At 65.7% G+C, this 16,470-nt stretch carries 15 protein-coding genes and 1 pseudogene; 13 read left to right on the top strand and 3 right to left on the bottom strand.

The genetic code is table 11. The annotated features are described in order from the left end of the window. Window positions 1-150: 150 nt before the first annotated feature. The 9 genes and pseudogenes from BUB39_RS18010 to BUB39_RS25810 all read left to right on the top strand — a co-directional run. Window positions 151-981 carry an ABC transporter ATP-binding protein gene (locus BUB39_RS18010; protein ID WP_084527612.1) on the top strand — a complete coding sequence of 277 codons (831 nt, stop codon included), beginning with the start codon at window positions 151-153 and terminating at the stop codon, window positions 979-981. A gap of 9 nt (window positions 982-990) precedes the next feature. Then, entirely contained in the window at window positions 991-2,034 is a 1,044-nt protein-coding gene (locus BUB39_RS18005; RefSeq protein WP_073056176.1) for an ABC transporter substrate-binding protein, read from the top strand. Window positions 2,035-2,134: 100 nt separating this feature from the next. Further along, the gene (locus BUB39_RS18000) at window positions 2,135-2,968 is read left to right on the top strand and encodes an ABC transporter permease (protein WP_073056174.1); all 834 of its coding nucleotides are present in this window, start codon (window positions 2,135-2,137) and stop codon (window positions 2,966-2,968) included. Between the two features lie 12 nt (window positions 2,969-2,980). After that, entirely contained in the window at window positions 2,981-3,826 is an 846-nt protein-coding gene (locus tag BUB39_RS17995) for an ABC transporter permease (protein ID WP_073056172.1), read from the top strand. A 14-nt stretch (window positions 3,827-3,840) separates the two neighbouring features. After that, window positions 3,841-4,851 carry an LLM class flavin-dependent oxidoreductase gene (locus tag BUB39_RS17990; RefSeq protein WP_073056170.1) on the top strand — a complete coding sequence of 337 codons (1,011 nt, stop codon included), beginning with the start codon at window positions 3,841-3,843 and terminating at the stop codon, window positions 4,849-4,851. A 174-nt stretch (window positions 4,852-5,025) separates the two neighbouring features. Then, window positions 5,026-6,012 carry a LysR family transcriptional regulator gene (locus tag BUB39_RS17985; protein WP_073056168.1) on the top strand — a complete coding sequence of 329 codons (987 nt, stop codon included), beginning with the start codon at window positions 5,026-5,028 and terminating at the stop codon, window positions 6,010-6,012. A gap of 133 nt (window positions 6,013-6,145) precedes the next feature. After that, window positions 6,146-7,612, top strand: a complete 1,467-nt coding sequence (locus BUB39_RS17980) for an NAD(P)-binding domain-containing protein (protein ID WP_073056166.1) — start codon at window positions 6,146-6,148, stop codon at window positions 7,610-7,612. A gap of 62 nt (window positions 7,613-7,674) precedes the next feature. Then, a complete protein-coding gene (locus BUB39_RS17975; protein WP_175561899.1) occupies window positions 7,675-8,424 on the top strand; it encodes an endonuclease/exonuclease/phosphatase family protein in 750 nt (249 codons plus the stop codon). Between the two features lie 178 nt (window positions 8,425-8,602). Then, a pseudogene (locus tag BUB39_RS25810) lies at window positions 8,603-9,379 on the top strand (lysylphosphatidylglycerol synthase domain-containing protein); the annotation flags it as partial. Between the two features lie 52 nt (window positions 9,380-9,431). Here BUB39_RS25810 and BUB39_RS26015 read toward each other — a convergent pair. The 3 genes from BUB39_RS26015 to BUB39_RS17955 form a co-directional block, all read right to left on the bottom strand. After that, the gene (locus tag BUB39_RS26015; RefSeq protein WP_073056159.1) at window positions 9,432-10,955 is read right to left on the bottom strand and encodes a phospholipase D-like domain-containing protein; all 1,524 of its coding nucleotides are present in this window, start codon (window positions 10,953-10,955) and stop codon (window positions 9,432-9,434) included. Window positions 10,956-11,028: 73 nt separating this feature from the next. Next, window positions 11,029-11,466 (bottom strand): NUDIX domain-containing protein, encoded by a 438-nt coding sequence (locus tag BUB39_RS17960; protein ID WP_073056157.1) that lies wholly within the window; start codon window positions 11,464-11,466, stop codon window positions 11,029-11,031. Then, window positions 11,459-11,662 (bottom strand): hypothetical protein, encoded by a 204-nt coding sequence (locus BUB39_RS17955; RefSeq protein ID WP_073056155.1) that lies wholly within the window; start codon window positions 11,660-11,662, stop codon window positions 11,459-11,461. The genes BUB39_RS17960 and BUB39_RS17955 overlap by 8 nt, the downstream gene beginning before the upstream one ends. 148 nt (window positions 11,663-11,810) lie before the next feature. On the opposite strand from BUB39_RS17955, the gene BUB39_RS17950 reads away from it, so the two are divergent. The 4 genes from BUB39_RS17950 (at window position 11,811) to BUB39_RS17935 (ending at window position 16,447) form a co-directional block, all read left to right on the top strand. Continuing rightward, window positions 11,811-12,314, top strand: coding sequence for a DUF4142 domain-containing protein (locus BUB39_RS17950; protein WP_073056153.1), 504 nt, complete (start codon window positions 11,811-11,813; stop codon window positions 12,312-12,314). Between the two features lie 126 nt (window positions 12,315-12,440). Next, window positions 12,441-12,809 (top strand): DoxX family protein, encoded by a 369-nt coding sequence (locus BUB39_RS17945; RefSeq protein ID WP_073056151.1) that lies wholly within the window; start codon window positions 12,441-12,443, stop codon window positions 12,807-12,809. A 233-nt stretch (window positions 12,810-13,042) separates the two neighbouring features. Continuing rightward, complete coding sequence (locus tag BUB39_RS17940) at window positions 13,043-13,732, top strand: GntR family transcriptional regulator (RefSeq protein ID WP_073056149.1); 690 nt, start codon at window positions 13,043-13,045, stop codon at window positions 13,730-13,732. A gap of 81 nt (window positions 13,733-13,813) precedes the next feature. Beyond that, window positions 13,814-16,447, top strand: coding sequence for a glycoside hydrolase family 38 N-terminal domain-containing protein (locus tag BUB39_RS17935; protein ID WP_139251529.1), 2,634 nt, complete (start codon window positions 13,814-13,816; stop codon window positions 16,445-16,447). The last annotated feature ends 23 nt before the right edge of the window (window positions 16,448-16,470 follow it).

The following is a 16,470-nucleotide window of genomic DNA, read 5'->3' as shown; positions in this document are numbered from 1 at the left end:
TGGTCCCGAAGGGGAACAGCGGACTGGTCCAGAAGATCGAGGGCCGCGCAGGGAAAAACGACCATCTCCGTCGGAAGACGGCGTTCGAGGGCCATCACTGAACGTCCAGCCGGAACCGTCCGCCAAGACGGCCCGATGGAGTGTAGTCTGATGGGTTCATCCTCGCGCAGCGGCGGCCTGACGATCCGCGATGTCGGCATGGTCTATCGCCGGCGGGACCAGGTGACAACGGCGCTCACCGGCTGCACGCTCGATATTCCTGAAGGCGGATGGGCGTCGCTGATCGGCGCCTCCGGCTGTGGTAAATCGACTCTGCTTCGCATTCTGGCTGACATCGTCAAGCCGACAAGCGGCGTTGCGCTCGTCGGCGGCGTCTCGCCGGCCGAGGCGCGGTCGGCCCGCACCTTTGCGCTCGTCTCGCAGCAATCGACGATGCTGCCCTGGCGCAAGATCCTCGCCAATGTCGAACTTGGGCTCGAGGTCGCGGGCGTCGACAAGGCAGCGCGGCGCCGCAGCGCCGAGGAAGCCATCGAACTCGTGGGCCTCAAGGGTTTCGAGCAGGCATTCCCGTCGGAGCTTTCCGGCGGCATGCGCCAGCGCGCGGCCATTGCCCGAGCGCTGACTCTGAAGCCGCGCTTCTTGTTGATGGACGAGCCGTTCGGCGCGCTCGACGAGATCACGCGCGAGAAGCTCAATTTCGAGCTGCTGCGGATCCTGAAGGAGACGTCGGCGACGCTCCTGCTGGTCACCCATTCGATCAGTGAGGCCATCATCCTGTCTGACACTGTCGCCGTGATGTCGCCGCGGCCCGGACGAATCTCGCACCGGGTCGAGATCGGCTTCGGCCACGATCGCACCAACGCCATGCGCGATGATCCTGCTTTCGGTGCCTACGAGGCCGAGCTTCGCCATGCGCTGCACGGGCCTGCCAGCAGCGCTCGCCCCGCATCCCATCCCATCCCCGCCTTTGCCATCCACTAGGAGACGCTGATGACTACCGGACTGTCCCCGCTCCTCGAAACCAAGCGTCCTCGGCGCATCGCCGGCGCGGCGCTCGGCCTCGGCCTCATGGCGCTCGCGAGCGGCGCTGCCCACGCGGAGGATCTGCAGAAGCTCTCCGTCGTCCTCGGCTATGTGCCGAATGTCGAATCCTTCGGCCCCGAATACGCGCTGAAGATGGGCTTCTTCAAGGAAGAGGGCCTCGACGTCGCCGTCGTTCCGGCGGGACAGGGCGTTGACCAGGTGCAGATGGTCTCCGCCGGCACCGTCGATATCGGCATCTCCAATCCCGAGTTGATCCTCGCCGGCACCGCGCAGGGCGGTAAGTTCAAGGTCTTCGCAGCCGAATTCCAGAAGACGCCGGTCGCAATGACCTGCCGCAAGGATTCTGGCGTCGAGAAGGCCAAGGACCTTGAGGGCAAACGCCTCGGCATCAAGACGCCGGCCAAGCCCTTCGCTGATCTTTTCATGAGCAAGAACGGCATCGATCCGACGAAGGTCGAGACCACGACGATCGGCCCGAACGACATTTCCGTCCTGATCGCCGGCCGGATCGACTGCGAGGTCACGACCTTTGCCTTCAACGAGCCTCGGCTCATCGAGGCCGCCGGCGTTCCGGTGAACGTGTTCTCGTTTGGCGAATTCGGCCTCAACTCCCAGAACGATTCCTATTTCGTGCAGGAGAGCTTCTTCAACGATCCGGCCAAGAAGGAATTGCTGGTCAAGTATCTCCGCGCTGAGATCAAGGCCTGGGAAGCCTTCTTCAAGGATCCTGATGCCGCGGCCAAGTTCATGGTCGATGGCGGCTTCACCGATGGTCTCGATATCGATCAGCAGACCTACCAGGCGCAGAAGCAGGCGCTCTACATGAAGGACGCGCTGACCGCCGAGAAGGGCATTTTCTGGATCAATCCGAAGACCTGGGCCGAGACGGCGGAGAACACCTTCCTGTCCAAGGTCACGGATACCAAGATCGACCCGACCCCGCTCCTGACCACGGAGATCCTCGAAAAGGTCGCGCCGCCCAAGATGTAGCCGGCGTCCAGCCAGGGTGCGCGAGCGTTCACTGACCTTCGCGCACCTTTTCCATGGGCCGGCCCGCCGGCCGCGATGTCCTTAGCCGCGGAGCAGGATCATGAGTTCTCTCTCGCTCGCCGATGCCGGAGCGACTGAACGAAGCGAAAGCGCGAGGACGCGGCCGCAGATCAATGTCCCTCTCGGGCTGATCCTGCCGCCGGCGCTGTTCGTCATCGCGCTTGTCGGGCTCTGGGCCGTGCTGTCGGCCACGGGCGTCATCCCGCGCTATATCCTTCCGGCGCCGGACGCGATCCTCAACGAGTTCATCCGCAACTACCCCGTGCTCACCAAGCACGCGCTCGCGACGATGGGCGAGGCGGTCGCCGGGTTCCTGATCGGCAATATCGTCGCCGTCGTGATGGCGATCCTCTTTTCCTATTCAGGGCTGCTGAAGGATGCCTTCTATCCCTTCGCGCTGATCTCGCGCGCCATCCCGATCATCGCCTTCACGCCGCTTCTCGTCATCGTGCTCGGACGCGGCCAGCCGCCGGTGATCGCGGTGGTGTCGATCGCCGTGTATTTCCCGGCCTTCCTCAACATGATGCGTGGCCTGGCCTCGGCGGATGTCGACTATCACGAGATGCTGCACACCCTTTCGGCGAGCCGCTGGCAGCGCCTCAGAATAGTCGATTGGCCGGCATCGCTGCCCTATCTCTTCGCGGCGCTGAAGGTCAGCGCCTCGATCGCCTTCATCAGCGCGCTGGTCGCCGAGTGGATCGGCGCCAATCAGGGGCTCGGCTATCTCGTCGTTATCTCCAGCCAGTACTTCAAGCTGCCGACGCTCTGGGCTGCGATCATCGTCGCGGCGGTGCTGACACTGCTTCTCCTTGCCATCGTCGTGATCCTCGAGCGGTTGTTGCATCGCTGGACCGCGACGGCGGCCGAGCTTTAGGGAAGGCGGCACATGGCCCTGCAAACTGAAGCCATCGCCAAGTCCGGCAGTCTCTCATGGCCCGGGCTCGGGCCGACCGCGCGGGCACTGTCGAGCCGGCCACGCGCCGTCCTGGCGCCGCTTGCCGTGCTCATCATCGTGCTGGCGCTCTGGCAGGGTCTCGCGGCATCCGGCGCGATCTCGCCGCTGATCCTGCCGTCTCCGACCGCCATCGCCGGCGCCTTCGCGATTGATGGGGGCAACCTCTTCTACCATGCCGCCTATACCACGATGGAGGCGCTGAGCGGTTTCGTGCTTGGCAATCTGCTGGGCCTCGCACTCGCGGTGGCGTTCCTCTATTCGGATCTTTCGCGCCGCACTGTCTATCCCCTCGCGATGGCCGCGCAGGCCGTGCCGATCGTCGCCATCGCGCCAGCGCTGATCCTGTGGTTCGGCAACGGCATGGCGCCAAAGGTTTTCGTCACCGTCTTCCTCGTTTTCTTCCCGATGCTGGTGAATGCGCTCAGGGGCCTCCGAAGCGCCGATGCCGAGGTGATGGAGCTGCTCTACACGCTCTCGGCCTCGCCCCGTCAGGAACTCGTCATGGTGCGCCTGCCGGCCTCCGTGCCGTTTCTTTTCAACGCGCTGAAGATCTCGGCTTGCGCCTGTTTCGTGGCGGCGATCGTCGCGGAATGGATCGCGGCTGATCGCGGGCTCGGCCATCTCATCGTGCTCTATGGCAGCCAGTACCGCATGCCGCAGGTCTGGGCGGCGGTGCTGATCGGCACCGTCGTCAGCATGGCCGTCTACGGCTTGGTCGTCCTCGCCGAAGCGCGTCTCGCGCCCTGGCTGACCCGGCAGCGCCCTATTTCAGATTAGGAGAGGAGAACGCCATGGCTTTCGCGCCGATGGGCATCATGAATCAGATGTGGGCGGCGAACGATGTCAGCGATCGCGACGCCATCCGCACCGCGCTCGACGAGATCGTCCATGCCGACGCGCTCGGCTTTTCCTCGGTCTGGATCGGCGAGCATCATCATGTGCGCCCCGAAAATCCCTTCTATGGCCGTATCCCGGCCTCCGAAATCTTCCTGGCCCATATCGCGGCCCTCACGAAGCGGATCCGCGTTGGAACTGGCGTTCGCGTGCTCTCGACGACCAGCGCCCAGCGCACCGCCGAGGAAATGAGCCTGCTGCATCTCCTCACCGAGGGCCGGGTCGAATTCGGCGTCGGGCTCGGCGCCAACCAGATCGTCGAGGAGGACCGCGCCACCAAGGCGGCGCGTTTCCGCGCCTTGCTCGACGAACTGATCGGCATTCTTTCAGGGGAGATCGGGCCGGCGATCGCGCCGCGCCCCGATCCCTCGATCCTCCGCAACATCTGGGCCGCCGCGCGGGATGAAGGCAGCATCGATCATCTCGCGGCGCGGGGCGTCAATCTCGTCATCGGACAGGCCGAGATGCCGCATGTCCAGGCGCCCTATGTGGCGCGCTACCGTGCCTCTGGCGGCAAGGGGCTGACACGCGGCGTTCGGCTCGTCTTCGTCGCTCCGACGCGGGCCGAAGCCATCGAGCGCAGCCGCGTGGCGGGCGAGAGCTATTTCCGCCTCATGCTCGGCAAGGGCTATCACAAGCAGGCCGTCGAGAGCGGCGCCGCGTCCGCCGCTCCGCAGACCGACGAGGAAAAGCGGCGGCTCGCCAGCTTCATCATCGGGTCGCCCGAGGAGGTCGCGGCTGAACTCGACGCCTATGTCGAGACCACCGGCATCGACCAGCTCGACGTCATGGTGCAGATCCCCGGCCTCGCGACCGAGGATGTGCGGCGGTCGATGTCGCTCGTCCAGGACGAGGTTCGCCCGCGCCTCGCGCTCAACAGAACCGCCCTCACGCGCTCCGTCGCCTGATCCAACACGGGCTCAGCGGTCCGCCGTCGAAGTCGTCATCGATCACCGATGGCTCTAGTTGCGTGACGAGCCGATGGACGGCGGCGGACGCCGCCTTGCGGGGGCGGTCCACCAGCCATAGAAGTCGTGGCACGCCCCTCCAACGGGCCGGTCTGCCGGCCAGTATTGGTCGCCATGTCCGCATTCATGCATGTCCATCTCGTGGCGCTGCGCTATTTCCGCGAGACGGTGCGGTGCGGGTCGATGCGCCAGGCCGCCGAGCATCTCCATGTCGCGGCGTCGGCGATCAACCGCCAGATCCTTAAGCTCGAGGACCAGATGGAGTGCAAGCTGTTCGAGCGGCTTGCCGAGGGCGTTCGGCTGACGGCGGCCGGGGAAGTGCTTTATCGCTATGTTCTGAGGCTGGAGCGCGATCTCGACCGCGCGATGTCGGAGATCGACGACCTGCGCGGCCTCAGGCGCGGCCATGTCGCGCTCGCCTGCGAGGACGGCATCGCCCGGGATTTCCTGCCCACGATCCTCGCGGCCTTCCATGCCGACTTCCCGATGGTGACCTTCTCCGTCGATGTGATGGCGGCGCTCGGCGTCATGGCCAGCGTCGTCGACGGCACGGCGGATATCGGCATCGCGATGGCGCCGCCGCGTCGCACCGACATCGCCGTCGAGCGGGAGGCTGCGATGCCGATCGGCGCGATCGCGGCGCCCGGTCATCCGATCACCGCACGCACGAGCCTCAAGATGTCCGACCTCGTGCAGGAACAGATGGTGCAGATGCGCGAGGGCAGCGGTGGCGGCACGCTACTCTATTCGCTGATCAATGGCTGGACCTCGCGCCATTCGTTCATCGAGACCAATGCCTCCGATGCGGTCACCAATCTGGTGAAGGCCGGGCTCGGCGTCGGCGTCCGCACGCCGATCGGCATCATGCGCGAGATCCGTGCCCGCGAACTGGTGTTCATCCCGATCAACGACCCTGTGATCGAGCCGCCGCTGCTGACTGTCTATGCCAAGCTCGGCCGGACGCTGCCGACAGCCGGCGCGATCATGCTGGAAGAGATCAAGAAGGCGATGCAGAGCTTTGCTGCCGAAGTCGTCGAGGTCCTGGCGGGCTCAGGCCGCGGCGAGGCAGCGATCGTTGCCGCTTCGGCAACGGATCGCTGAGTATTCGCCGCTTCTCCTTCAGCCTGCCGCGGGCAGAATGGCGGCATGGTTCGGGAATACCGCGTCCCTGACGCTTCGGCGTCCCGCGCCGCCATTGCCTCGCTCGAGCGGGGTCGCCGATCAGGGACGCAACATGACAGCCATATTCGATTCCGCCGCCGAGGCGCGGCTTGCCGCGCTTGCCGAACGGGCGCGCGATGAACTCGCCGCCACCGCCTTCGCGACCAAGCCCTGGGTGACGCCCCGCTACGAGAACAGCGAGAGGATCGCTGATGTCGCCATCATCGGCGGCGGCCAGTCCGGCCTCTTCCTCGGCCACGCGCTGGCGCGGGCCGGCGTCGACAACATCGCCGTGCTCGACCGCAGCCCGCAGGGCTATGAGGGCGTCTGGGAGACCTATGCGCGGATGCACGAGATCCGGTCGCCGAAGGAGGTTTCCGGCGGGGAGGGCGCCATTCCGAGCCTCTCGGTTCGAAGCTGGTTCATCGCCCGCCATGGCCGCGCCGCATGGGACGCGATCGAGCGCGTGCCTCGAACCGATTGGATGGCCTGGTTGCGCTGGTATCGCAGCGTCGTCGACGTGCCCATCGAGAATGATATCGCTGTCACCGACATCGACTTCGATGCGGATGGCGTGACGCTCGAGACACGCAAGGCCGGGGCTGTCGGCAAGGTGCGGGCGCGTCTCGTCGTGCTCGCGACCGGGATGGACGGCGGCGGCCGCTGGACGGTGCCGAGCTTCATCGAAAATGCGTTGCCGCCGGCGCGCTACAACCACACCAGCGACATCATCGACGTCAAGGCGCTGGTGGGGAAGCGGATCGGCATTCTCGGCGCCGGAGCGGCTGCGTTCGACATGGCGGTGGCCGCGCTGGTCGCGGGCGCTGCATCGGTCGACATGTTCATGCGGCGGCCACGTCTGCCGCTCGTCGATCTCGTGCGCGATTTCGAAACCGCCGGACATCTCGGCCATGCGCACGAACTCTCCGACGAAACCAAATGGGCGCTCTCCAGCCTGCTCGGCGGTCTCAGCCAGTCGCCGGCCGAGCATCACTTCAACAAGGCCTGGAGCTTCGACAATTTCCGCATGCATCTCGGTTCGCCCTGGGAGACGATCGGCATGGACGGCGACGCGATCACCGTGACGACGCCCAAGGCGACGTTCCGCTTCGATCATGTCGTGGCGGCCACCGGAGTCACGGTCGACATGGCGCTCAGGCCGGAGCTGCGGCGCATCGCGGCCCATGCCGCGCTTTGGCGTGACCGCTTCGTGCCGCCGGCGGATGATCCGGCGCCGGGTCGCCTCGGATTTCCCTATCTCAATCGCAGCTATCAGTTCCAGCCACGTATTCCCGGCGAGGCTCCGGGCATCGAGCGTATCTTCGCCTTCAATGCGCTTGGCGCGATGAGCATGGGCGGGATTTCGCAGGTGTCGATCTCAAGCCATAAATTCGGCCTGCCGCGGCTGGTGCGCGCGATCACCGGCCTTCTCTTCCGCGAGCAGGAGGCCGGCATCCTCTCCAGCCTCGCGCGGGAGCGGCCGCCTTCCATCCGGATCGAGTCGCGCATCCGCGCCGCACTCGGCATGGCGGAGGACTGACGCGGCACATAGCGCGTCCTCGGCATCCAATTTCGGCGCCGGTCATTGGGTCAGCATCGCCCATGACGCCCGGGAGCCCCGTGGTCCGCATTCTCTCCTACAACGTGCACAGCTGCATCGGCACGGACGGTCAGCTCGCACCCGAGCGGATCGCGGCCGTGATCGCCGAAAGCGCTCCCGACATCGTCCTCCTGCAGGAGGTCGATGTCGGGCGGCTGCGGACCGGCGGGCTCGACCAGGCGCATCAGATCGCAGAAGCGCTGGCGATGCAGCGGCATTTCCATCCGGCGCTCAGCCTCGCCGAGGAGCACTATGGCGATGCCGTTCTGACACGGCTGCCCATGACCCTCGTCAAGGCGGGTGCCCTGACGGGTCCGCGCCGTCTTGCCGGCGAGCCGCGTGGTGCGCTTCGTGTCTCGGTCGAGGTCGAGGGCCATGCGCTCACCGTCGTCAACACGCATCTAGGCTTGCTGCCGCATGAGCAGGCGCCCCAGATCCGCGATCTCCTTGGGCCGTTCTGGGCGGGCGATCCCGCGCTTGTCGGCCCGGTGGTGCTTGGCGGCGACTTCAACGCCTTTCCCGGAACGCCGAGCTTTCGCCGGATCGCGCAGGGCTGGACCAATGCCTATCGCCGGAAGCCGGCGGGAGGGCGCGGCGCGACCTTTCCGAGCCTTCGGCCCTGGTTGCGTCTCGACCATCTGTGGTTTCGCGGCCCGCTTCGCGTGAGCGACGCGTTTGTCGTCGCCTCGCCGCTGGCGCGCCGTGCCTCCGATCACCTGCCGCTCGTTGCCGATTTCGAGTTTGCCGTCTGACACAGCGTCGCGGCCGGGAACGGGCACGCCGCTTCGCCGTTCGTGCAAAAAGGGCGAAGGCGTGACAAGCACATTCTCACCGACAATCGAGACCTCAGAACGGAATCGGCCGCGTTCGGACGACGGCGCCGGCCGATGGACAGCGTTCTGGCGGAAATGGAAGCCCTGGATCAGCCGAATGTTCTGGCTCGGCGGCCTTTGCCTTGCAGGGGTGCTGATCTGGCTAACGTTGCGTCAGCACAGCCTGGCCGACATCGTCAGCGCGATCGCCGCGGTTCCTGCCGGGAGCATCCTTTTCGCGCTTGTCTTCGCAGCCGCGAGCTATGCCTGCCTCACATTGTCGGACGTGATCGCGCTGCGCTATATCGGCCACCGCCTGCCTTATCGCGCGGTCGCGCTTGCCTCGTTCGTCAGTCTCTCGATTGGCCACAGTGTCGGCCTCGCCGGTCTCAGCAGCGGCGCAATCCGCTATCGGTTCTATCGGAGGCGCGGCGTTCACCTTGCCGAAATCGCGCGGCTCACCGTGATGTGCGGCATGACCGTGGCATTCGGGCTGGTGGCGCTCGCCATTCTGCCGCTCGCAAGCCGGCCTGAGCTGACGGCTCGCCTCCTCGGGAGCGCCGGGCTCGGCTATGCTCTCGCGGCGGCAGGGGTGGTCCTGGTGCTTGGCTACTGGTTGCTCGCTTGGTGGCGCACCGGCCCCGTGACGCTGTGGCGATGGCAGGTTGAGGTTCCCTCGCTCGGCATGGCCGTTGGCCAGACGGTCGTTGGCGCCGTCAATTTCGCCATCGTCTCGGCCTGCCTCTATGTGCTGGTCCGGACCGCAGGCTCGGTGTCCTATCTCGATCTCGTCGCGATCTTCGTCATCGCCAATATCGCAACCATTGTCTCCCATGTGCCCGGCGGTGTCGGCGTGATCGAGGGCGTCGTCATCCTGCTGCTGCCGGGAGAGGCGGTGGTCGGACCCGTGCTGCTCTTCCGGCTCGTCTATTTCCTGCTGCCGCTTCTCATGGGATGCGCGCTGCTTGCGGGCGCGGAGTGGCGCGCCAGGCGCCGGGGTGACGCCGATAGGGGCGAAGACGCAGCAGCCAGCCGGGCTCAAACGGGGCTTCGGGATCGAGAAAGCGCGTCCCGGCGACGAAATGCGCCGGGCCAGGGCTTGCCGGAAATGCCCTGAGGCCGCGCGGGCCGTCGTTCAGCGTGTCGATCGTGCGAATCAGGGAGCCCGTCGCCGAAAGCGCGTCCGCCACAGCTTCAGGCGACGCCGCGATATGTTCGGCCACCAAGCGGTTGCGGAAATCGGCGATCGTTGCCCGCGCGGCCTCGTCGGAAGCTTCGACAGCGAGGTCGCATTCGGTATCGAGCCCCACGGAGCGGTTGTTGAGGTTGGCCGAGCCGACGCGAAGCAGGCGATCATCGGCAATGATCAGCTTCGAATGGATATGAACGGCCACCTCGCCGGTCTCGGAAGGCACCACGGGGTAATAGATGCGTAGACGGCCATGGCGATCGGCGCGGCGCAGCGCGCGGATCATGCGAGCGCCGTTCTCGCCCATCACGATGCGCTCGACGAGGACCTCGGACATCTTGTTGAGGATGATGACGATTTCCGGGCCTTCCGGACGGCGGAGCAGCTTGCGCAGCGCCGCCCGGACATAGCGCGCCGTCACATACTGCGCCTCGATATAGAGATGGCGCTTCGCCGACATCAGCATGTCGCGGATCATGGCCTGGCTCTCCAGCGCCGGCGGACGCGCCTTCCAGCGCGGCAGGGTGCGGGCGATCGCGATGCATTCGCCGGCAAAATCGACGGGAAGATCGGACGGCCAGGGCGCGCTGCCATCTTCGGCGCGTGCCGCTACGGGAACCGTGGGGGCGCCCGTGGCAATCGCCCAGCGTTCGCGGGCGACCGCGCCGAGAGACGCTGCCGCCGGTCCTGTCACCGCCATCTGGACATCATGGACCGGCTCGCAGGGGGTTCCGTCGGGCTTGGCGCGCAGCGGCTCATGCGCATGATGGCAGCAAGTGTCGCACCGACCTCCGGTCAGGTCGATCCCGCCCGCGAAGGCGAGGCTGTCGTCGATCACGACGATCTTCTGGTGGTGCGCCGCATAGATCGGATGCTGCGTATCGAGTTTCACAGCGATGCGCGGATGCTGCTGCCAGGGTTCTCCGAGGAGAAGTGGCAAGGCCGGGCTCGGCGCATGCACGAGCGCAAGGCTCCAGACGAGCACGCGAACTTCGAGCAACGGATGGGCGTCGACGAGACTGCGGAGGAAGGGGCCGAGCGAGGGCGCGCCGGGATCATCGCTCAGTCGGATCGAGCCGTCGAAATCCCAGCCGATGATCCAGATCGAGCGGCGCGCCTGCCTGAGCGAGTCGTCGAGATGCCGAAAATACTCCGCGCCGTCGATGATGACGGCCGAGCGAGGCGCTTGGTCGACACGCCAGCAATTATATCCCGGCTTGAACAGGGCCCCCGAACGGTCGCGGAGATCTGCTGGTCCTGAGCGCCAATGGTCGAAATACAAAGCTTGCCTCGTGCAGGCTGGTCCGGCCGATGGGTCGGATCGCGCAGGCGCAACGCGCGAAGGCGCCGTCAGTTCAATCCTGACGCACGCCGCTATCTCCCATCATCGCATCTGCCTCGGCTGCGAAATCGCCGACGAGCCCGGCCAGATCGCTATCGACGAGTTTCGCCACCTCAGCGGCGGTCGCCCAGCGCCGCTGGCGCCAAGACGATTCCGGCCATCGTGCCGCCTCGTCCACTACCGCCAGGGGGTAGACGAGAATGTGCTCGGTCGTGCCATTCCTGATGTGATCGAAACCGCCATACGGCAATTCATCGATATTGCCGCGGACGCCGGCCTCTTCCCAAGCCTCCCGCGCCGCCGCCTCGAAGGGGGCTTCCGATGGCAGCATGCGGCCCTTCGGCAGTACCCACCGACCGGAGGAAGTGGTGACGAGCAGCACCTCCACGTGTGGCGACCGGATCCGGTAGGGCAGGGCGCAGCAGGTCCGCGGTGATGCCTTGTCAAGCATTGCCAGACCGTCGCCCTTCCGCGCCGGCGGGGACAATCACCTCGACGGCGTAGCCTTCGGCCATGGCATGGCCCGCCGTGCTGACAGCCGCCTCGAAGGCCGCCTCCTTGGTGACATAGGGGCCGGTCACGTCCTCATCGTGACGCACGACGAAGTGATCTTCCCTCCCGACGATCTCATAGCGAGCGAGCGGCATGGCCAATCTCCTGACAGTCTGGTGTGCCAGGATGCAACTTTTCTGGCCCGCGGCGGTTCCGATGCCGGAACATCCCGGGCCCAGGCTTGTTGCTTCGAAGACGGTCGGCGTTCGGGCAAGGCCATGCCCTACAGGAGGACAGCGATCCATGCGCGCAGTATCAGGTTTCTTCGCGGCGACCGGCCTTTCGGCCCTGATCGCATGCTCTGCTGCCGTGGCAGCCGAGCCGATCACACCGCAGACATTTGTCCATGATGCCGGTGTTGCCGGCGTCTACGAGATCAATGCGGCGGGGATCGCGATGTCCAAGGGGACGCGAGACGACATCCGCGCCTTCGCGGCCGAGATGGTGAAGGATCACACCGCGATCGCCGCTGCGCTCAAGGCGAGCGCCGGTTCCGTTGCGGTCCCCGCGACGGTCGACAAGGCAGCGCAGGCGAAGCTCGACGCCCTGACCGCAGCTTCAGGCCAGGCGTTCGACGTTCTTTATGTCGACCAGCAGGTCGCCGCCCATGACGGCGCCGTCACGCTGTTCTCGCAGTTTGCAGACGATGCGCCGGATGGGACTCTGAAGGATTTCGCGTCCAAGACTCTCCCGGTGCTGAAGCATCACCAGGAAATGGCCAATACGCTGAAGTCCGAACTCAAATAGTGCGGCGTGCCATGCCGGATGCGGCCCATCTGCGCCTCGTCCGGCCAAGATGCTTTCTCCATCGAGAGGCTCTTCTCGAATCCCTGATGATCCGGTAGGCAGGGAGGGCATCAGGGGGAGAGCGAGATGGAAACTGCAGCGACATTGATCGTGATCGGCCGGGTGGTGCTCGGCCTTTTCTTCGTCATCGCCGGCATCCGCAACTTCATGCATTTTTCCGATCGCTGCGCGATGGAGACGAATTACGGCTTCAAGCTGCCGGCCGCCGCAACGGCGCTCGGCTTTGCCGTCCAGTTGCTTGGCGGACTGGCCTTGGTGGCCGGCATTTTCACCGTCTGGGGTGCCATCGGGTTGATCCTGTTCCTGATCGCGGCGACGGCGTTCTTCCACAATTTCGCACTCTTCCGCGGCGAGGCGCAGCAGCCGCATCTCTATTTCACCCTCGTGAATTGCGCCCTCGTTGGCTATTGCCTGATGGTCATCGCCACCGCCTGATCTTCGCGCTGTTGATGCGGAAATCGGTGCGAATGGCCGATTGCGCCTGATCGCGGCCTGAACGTCGTCGGCTGCTGATGGCTGCCGCGTATGCCCACGCGTCGGCCGCTGATTCCCCAACACCCATCGATCGTGACTCTGCACCGCGCTGGCCGCTTGGTGGGACGGCGTTGACAGGCCAATCACATCCAGTAGTATATTAGTACGGTATAGCGCGAACGAAGGCTCGCTGCATGGCGGATATCGAGCAGAATGTGGTGCGGCCGCGATCGACGGCGCTCAATGTCTATGAGCTGCTGCGTGGCGAGATCGTGCTTGGAATCCTGAAGCCGCTTCAGCCGATCCGCGAGGCGGCGATCTCTGAGCGGTTGTCGATTTCACGCACGCCGGTGCGCGAGGCGCTGCTGCGTCTCGCCAATCTCGGGCTCGTCGACATCTATCCGCAGAGCGGAACCGTCGTGGCGCCGATCCGCGTTGCCAAGGTGCGGGCTGCGCAGTTGATCCGCGAGGCGGTCGAGGTCGAGGTGGCCCGCCGGGCCACGCGACTGGCGACCGAGGCTGATATCGCGGCGCTGCGCTCGATCTTCGAGGAGCAGCAGTTCGCCGCCGGGCGCCTGGACATCCGCCGCTTCTACGAGCTCGACGAGACGTTTCATCGCCGGATCTTCGCCAGTGCCAACTGTCTCGCCGTCGCCGACGAACTCGAGGACGTCAAGGTTCATCTCAACCGGATGCGGTTCGTGACGGTCAACTGGCCGAACCGCACGCGCACCATTCTCGACGAGCATGGCGGGATCGTCGCGGGCATGGCCGCGCGCGACGAGACGGCGGTCGCCGCCGTAATGACGCAGCATCTGAGGACGATCCTGCAGGCTCTCGAAGCGATCGACAAAGGGCAGGGCGATCCCGTGCCCGCGATGTGATGGAGGGGTGGCCGCCGGTCCGGCGGCGTGGCCGAGCCGACGAAGAGCGGCGGGCAAAAAGGCGAGGAAGCGGAGGAAGCGATGCCGGCGATCAAGACGATCTATGTGTGCAATCACTCGCACACCGATATCGGATTCACGGACTATCAGGACGTCTGCTTTCGGCAGCACGCGGACTTCATTCGCCAGGCGCTCGATCTCATCGAGGCGACCGAGGACTATCCGGAAGAGGCGCGGTATAGCTGGACCTGCGAGACCACTGGACCGCTGCTCCGCTATCTGCGCAGCGCCGGTCCGGATGAGCTCCGCCGCTTTCAACATTGGCATCACGCCGGCCGCATTGACGTCGCGGCGATGAACTACAATCTGACGCCGCTGCTCAATGTCGAGCAGATGCATCGCAGCCTCTATCCGCTTCGGGCGCTTCGCGACGAATTCGGCCTCACGGTCGAGAGCGCGATGCAGGACGACGTCAACGGCATTTCATGGCTGTTCGCCGATCTTCTCGCCGAGCTCGGCGTCTGGTTCTATTCGGCCGCCATCAATCCCATCCGCGGCGCGCGGCCGAAGCCGTTTCCGGGCGCCTTCCGCTGGCAGGGTCCGAGCGGACGCGAGGTGCTTGCCTGGAATGGCTATCACTATCTCTTTGGCCGTAGCCAGGCTGGCCTCGGCAATTTCGAACTCGTCGACCGGCTGCTGCCGCGCTGGGTGAGCGGCCTCGAAGCCGACCCGACCTATCCCTATGACTTCCTCTATTGCGAGGCGACGCATCCGGTCCGCGTCGACAACGGTCCGCCCGACCGGCGCATGGCTGACTTCGTCAAGCGTTGGAACGAGGAAGACCGTCCCTATCGCATGGCCTTCAAGACCGTCACAGAATTCGGGCGCCTGCTTGAAGCGGAGCATGGCGCGACGCTCGGCATGCAGCGCGGCGACTGGACCGACCACTGGATGGATGGTCCAGGATCGAGCGCCTATGAGACGGGCATCAACCGGCAGGCGCACGAGATTCTCGGCGCCGCCGAGGCGATCGAGGCCTGGCTGCGCAGCGAGGACCGTGACCGTTACGACGCTGTCCGTGCAGCGCATGACTATGAGCAGGCGATCCTCTTCGATGAGCATACCTGGGGGGCTTATTCCTCGATCGAGGCGCCGGATTCGCTGTTCACCAAGGCGCAGTGGAACCGCAAGGCGAGCTTTGCCTATACCGCGGTGATGGAGGGGCATGACCGCCTCGCTGGCGCTGCGCGTGCCCTTGCAGCCCCGCTCGGGACGCCGGGCCCGGAAGGCGTTTTCAATCTCGGCGACCTAGCGCCGGAAGAGGCGTTCAAGCCATCCGGCATCGAAGACGTACTCGTTATCAACACGCTGCCCTGGGACCGCGACGTGATCGTCGAGGAACCGGAACCGCGAGGCGGGGCGGCGCCGGCCGGGATGCTCGACTGCTTCTTCAACAGGCGCAGCGGTTGGGGTGGGAACCGTCCGGTTCCGCCCATCCGGCGCGTCGCGGGCCGCGTGCCCGCCATGGGCTTCGCCTTCCTGCCGCTCTCGACGGCTCCGGCGGGCTCCGATCTGAGGGCCGGCCCTGGCTTTATCGAGAATGCGCATTACCGGATCGAGATCGATCCCGAGGGCGGCGGACTCAAGGGATTTCTCGACAAGGATCTCGGGCATGATTTCGCCGGCCGTTATGAGGGCTGGCGGCCGGGCGAATATGTCTATGAGGTCGTCGAATCCGACAAGGGACGCGACGCGATCGCAAGCTTCGACTTCTCGAACCCCGATTTCTTCACCGGCTTCAAGGACACGCCCTGGCGGCGGAGCCGCGCCAGTGAGGTCGTGATCGAAGAGGCGGTCGTCGAGAACGGTCGTGCCTCGATCACGGTTCGGATCCAGGCGGGAGGCGTTGCGTCCGCGGCGGTCACCTATGCGCTTGATAGCGGCGTGAAGCAGCTTGCGGTCGATTGGATGCTCGACAAGCTGGCGCATGAGGCGCCGGAGGCCGTGTTCATCGCCTTTCCGTTCAATCTCGGCGCTCCGCGCTTCATGCTCGACATGAACGGCATTCCCTCGGAGCCCAACATCGATCAGCTCGATGGCGCTGCCAAGGACTGGTATCCGGTCCAGCGCTGGGTCGATGTAGGCGATGGCGCGCGCGGCGTCACCGTCGTTCCGCTCGACGCGCCGCTCGTCCATTTGGGTGGCATCACCACCGGCAAATGGGCGCGGACGCTCACGCCGGAGGGCCCGACGATCATGTCTTGGGCGCTCAACAATCACTGGATGGTCAATTTCAAAGCGAGCCAGGATGGCCGCATTCCGCTGCGCTATCGGCTGACGACGCATGAGGGCGACGTCGATCCCGCGACCGCGGCTCGGTTCGCGGCGGAGGCGTCAATGCCGCCGGTGGTGCTGCGCGACATCGCGCCGACAGGGCCGCGTAGCGGATCATTCTACGCGATCGATCCCGCCGCGCCGATCCTGGCGACCGCGAAGTCTGGCGAGGCGCCCGGCTGGATCGCGCTTCGCCTGCAGAATCTCGCCAAGGCGCCCACGCTGGCGACCATCCGCTTTGCCAAGGCGCCAGCAGAGGCGCGGCGCAGCGATCCGATCGAGCATCCGGGCGAGCCGCTTGCCGTATCGGGGACTTCGCTCGCCATCGATCTCGATCCACTCGCCACCGCCACCATCCTGGTGCGGTTCGGCGAGGGCTGAGCCGGGAGGGCTCGGGAGACGTG

It is taken from the genome of Kaistia soli DSM 19436 (assembly GCF_900129325.1).
In the GTDB taxonomy this organism is placed as follows: Bacteria; Pseudomonadota; Alphaproteobacteria; order Rhizobiales; family Kaistiaceae; genus Kaistia; species Kaistia soli.
This window is presented reverse-complemented; position numbering and strand designations above follow the sequence as displayed.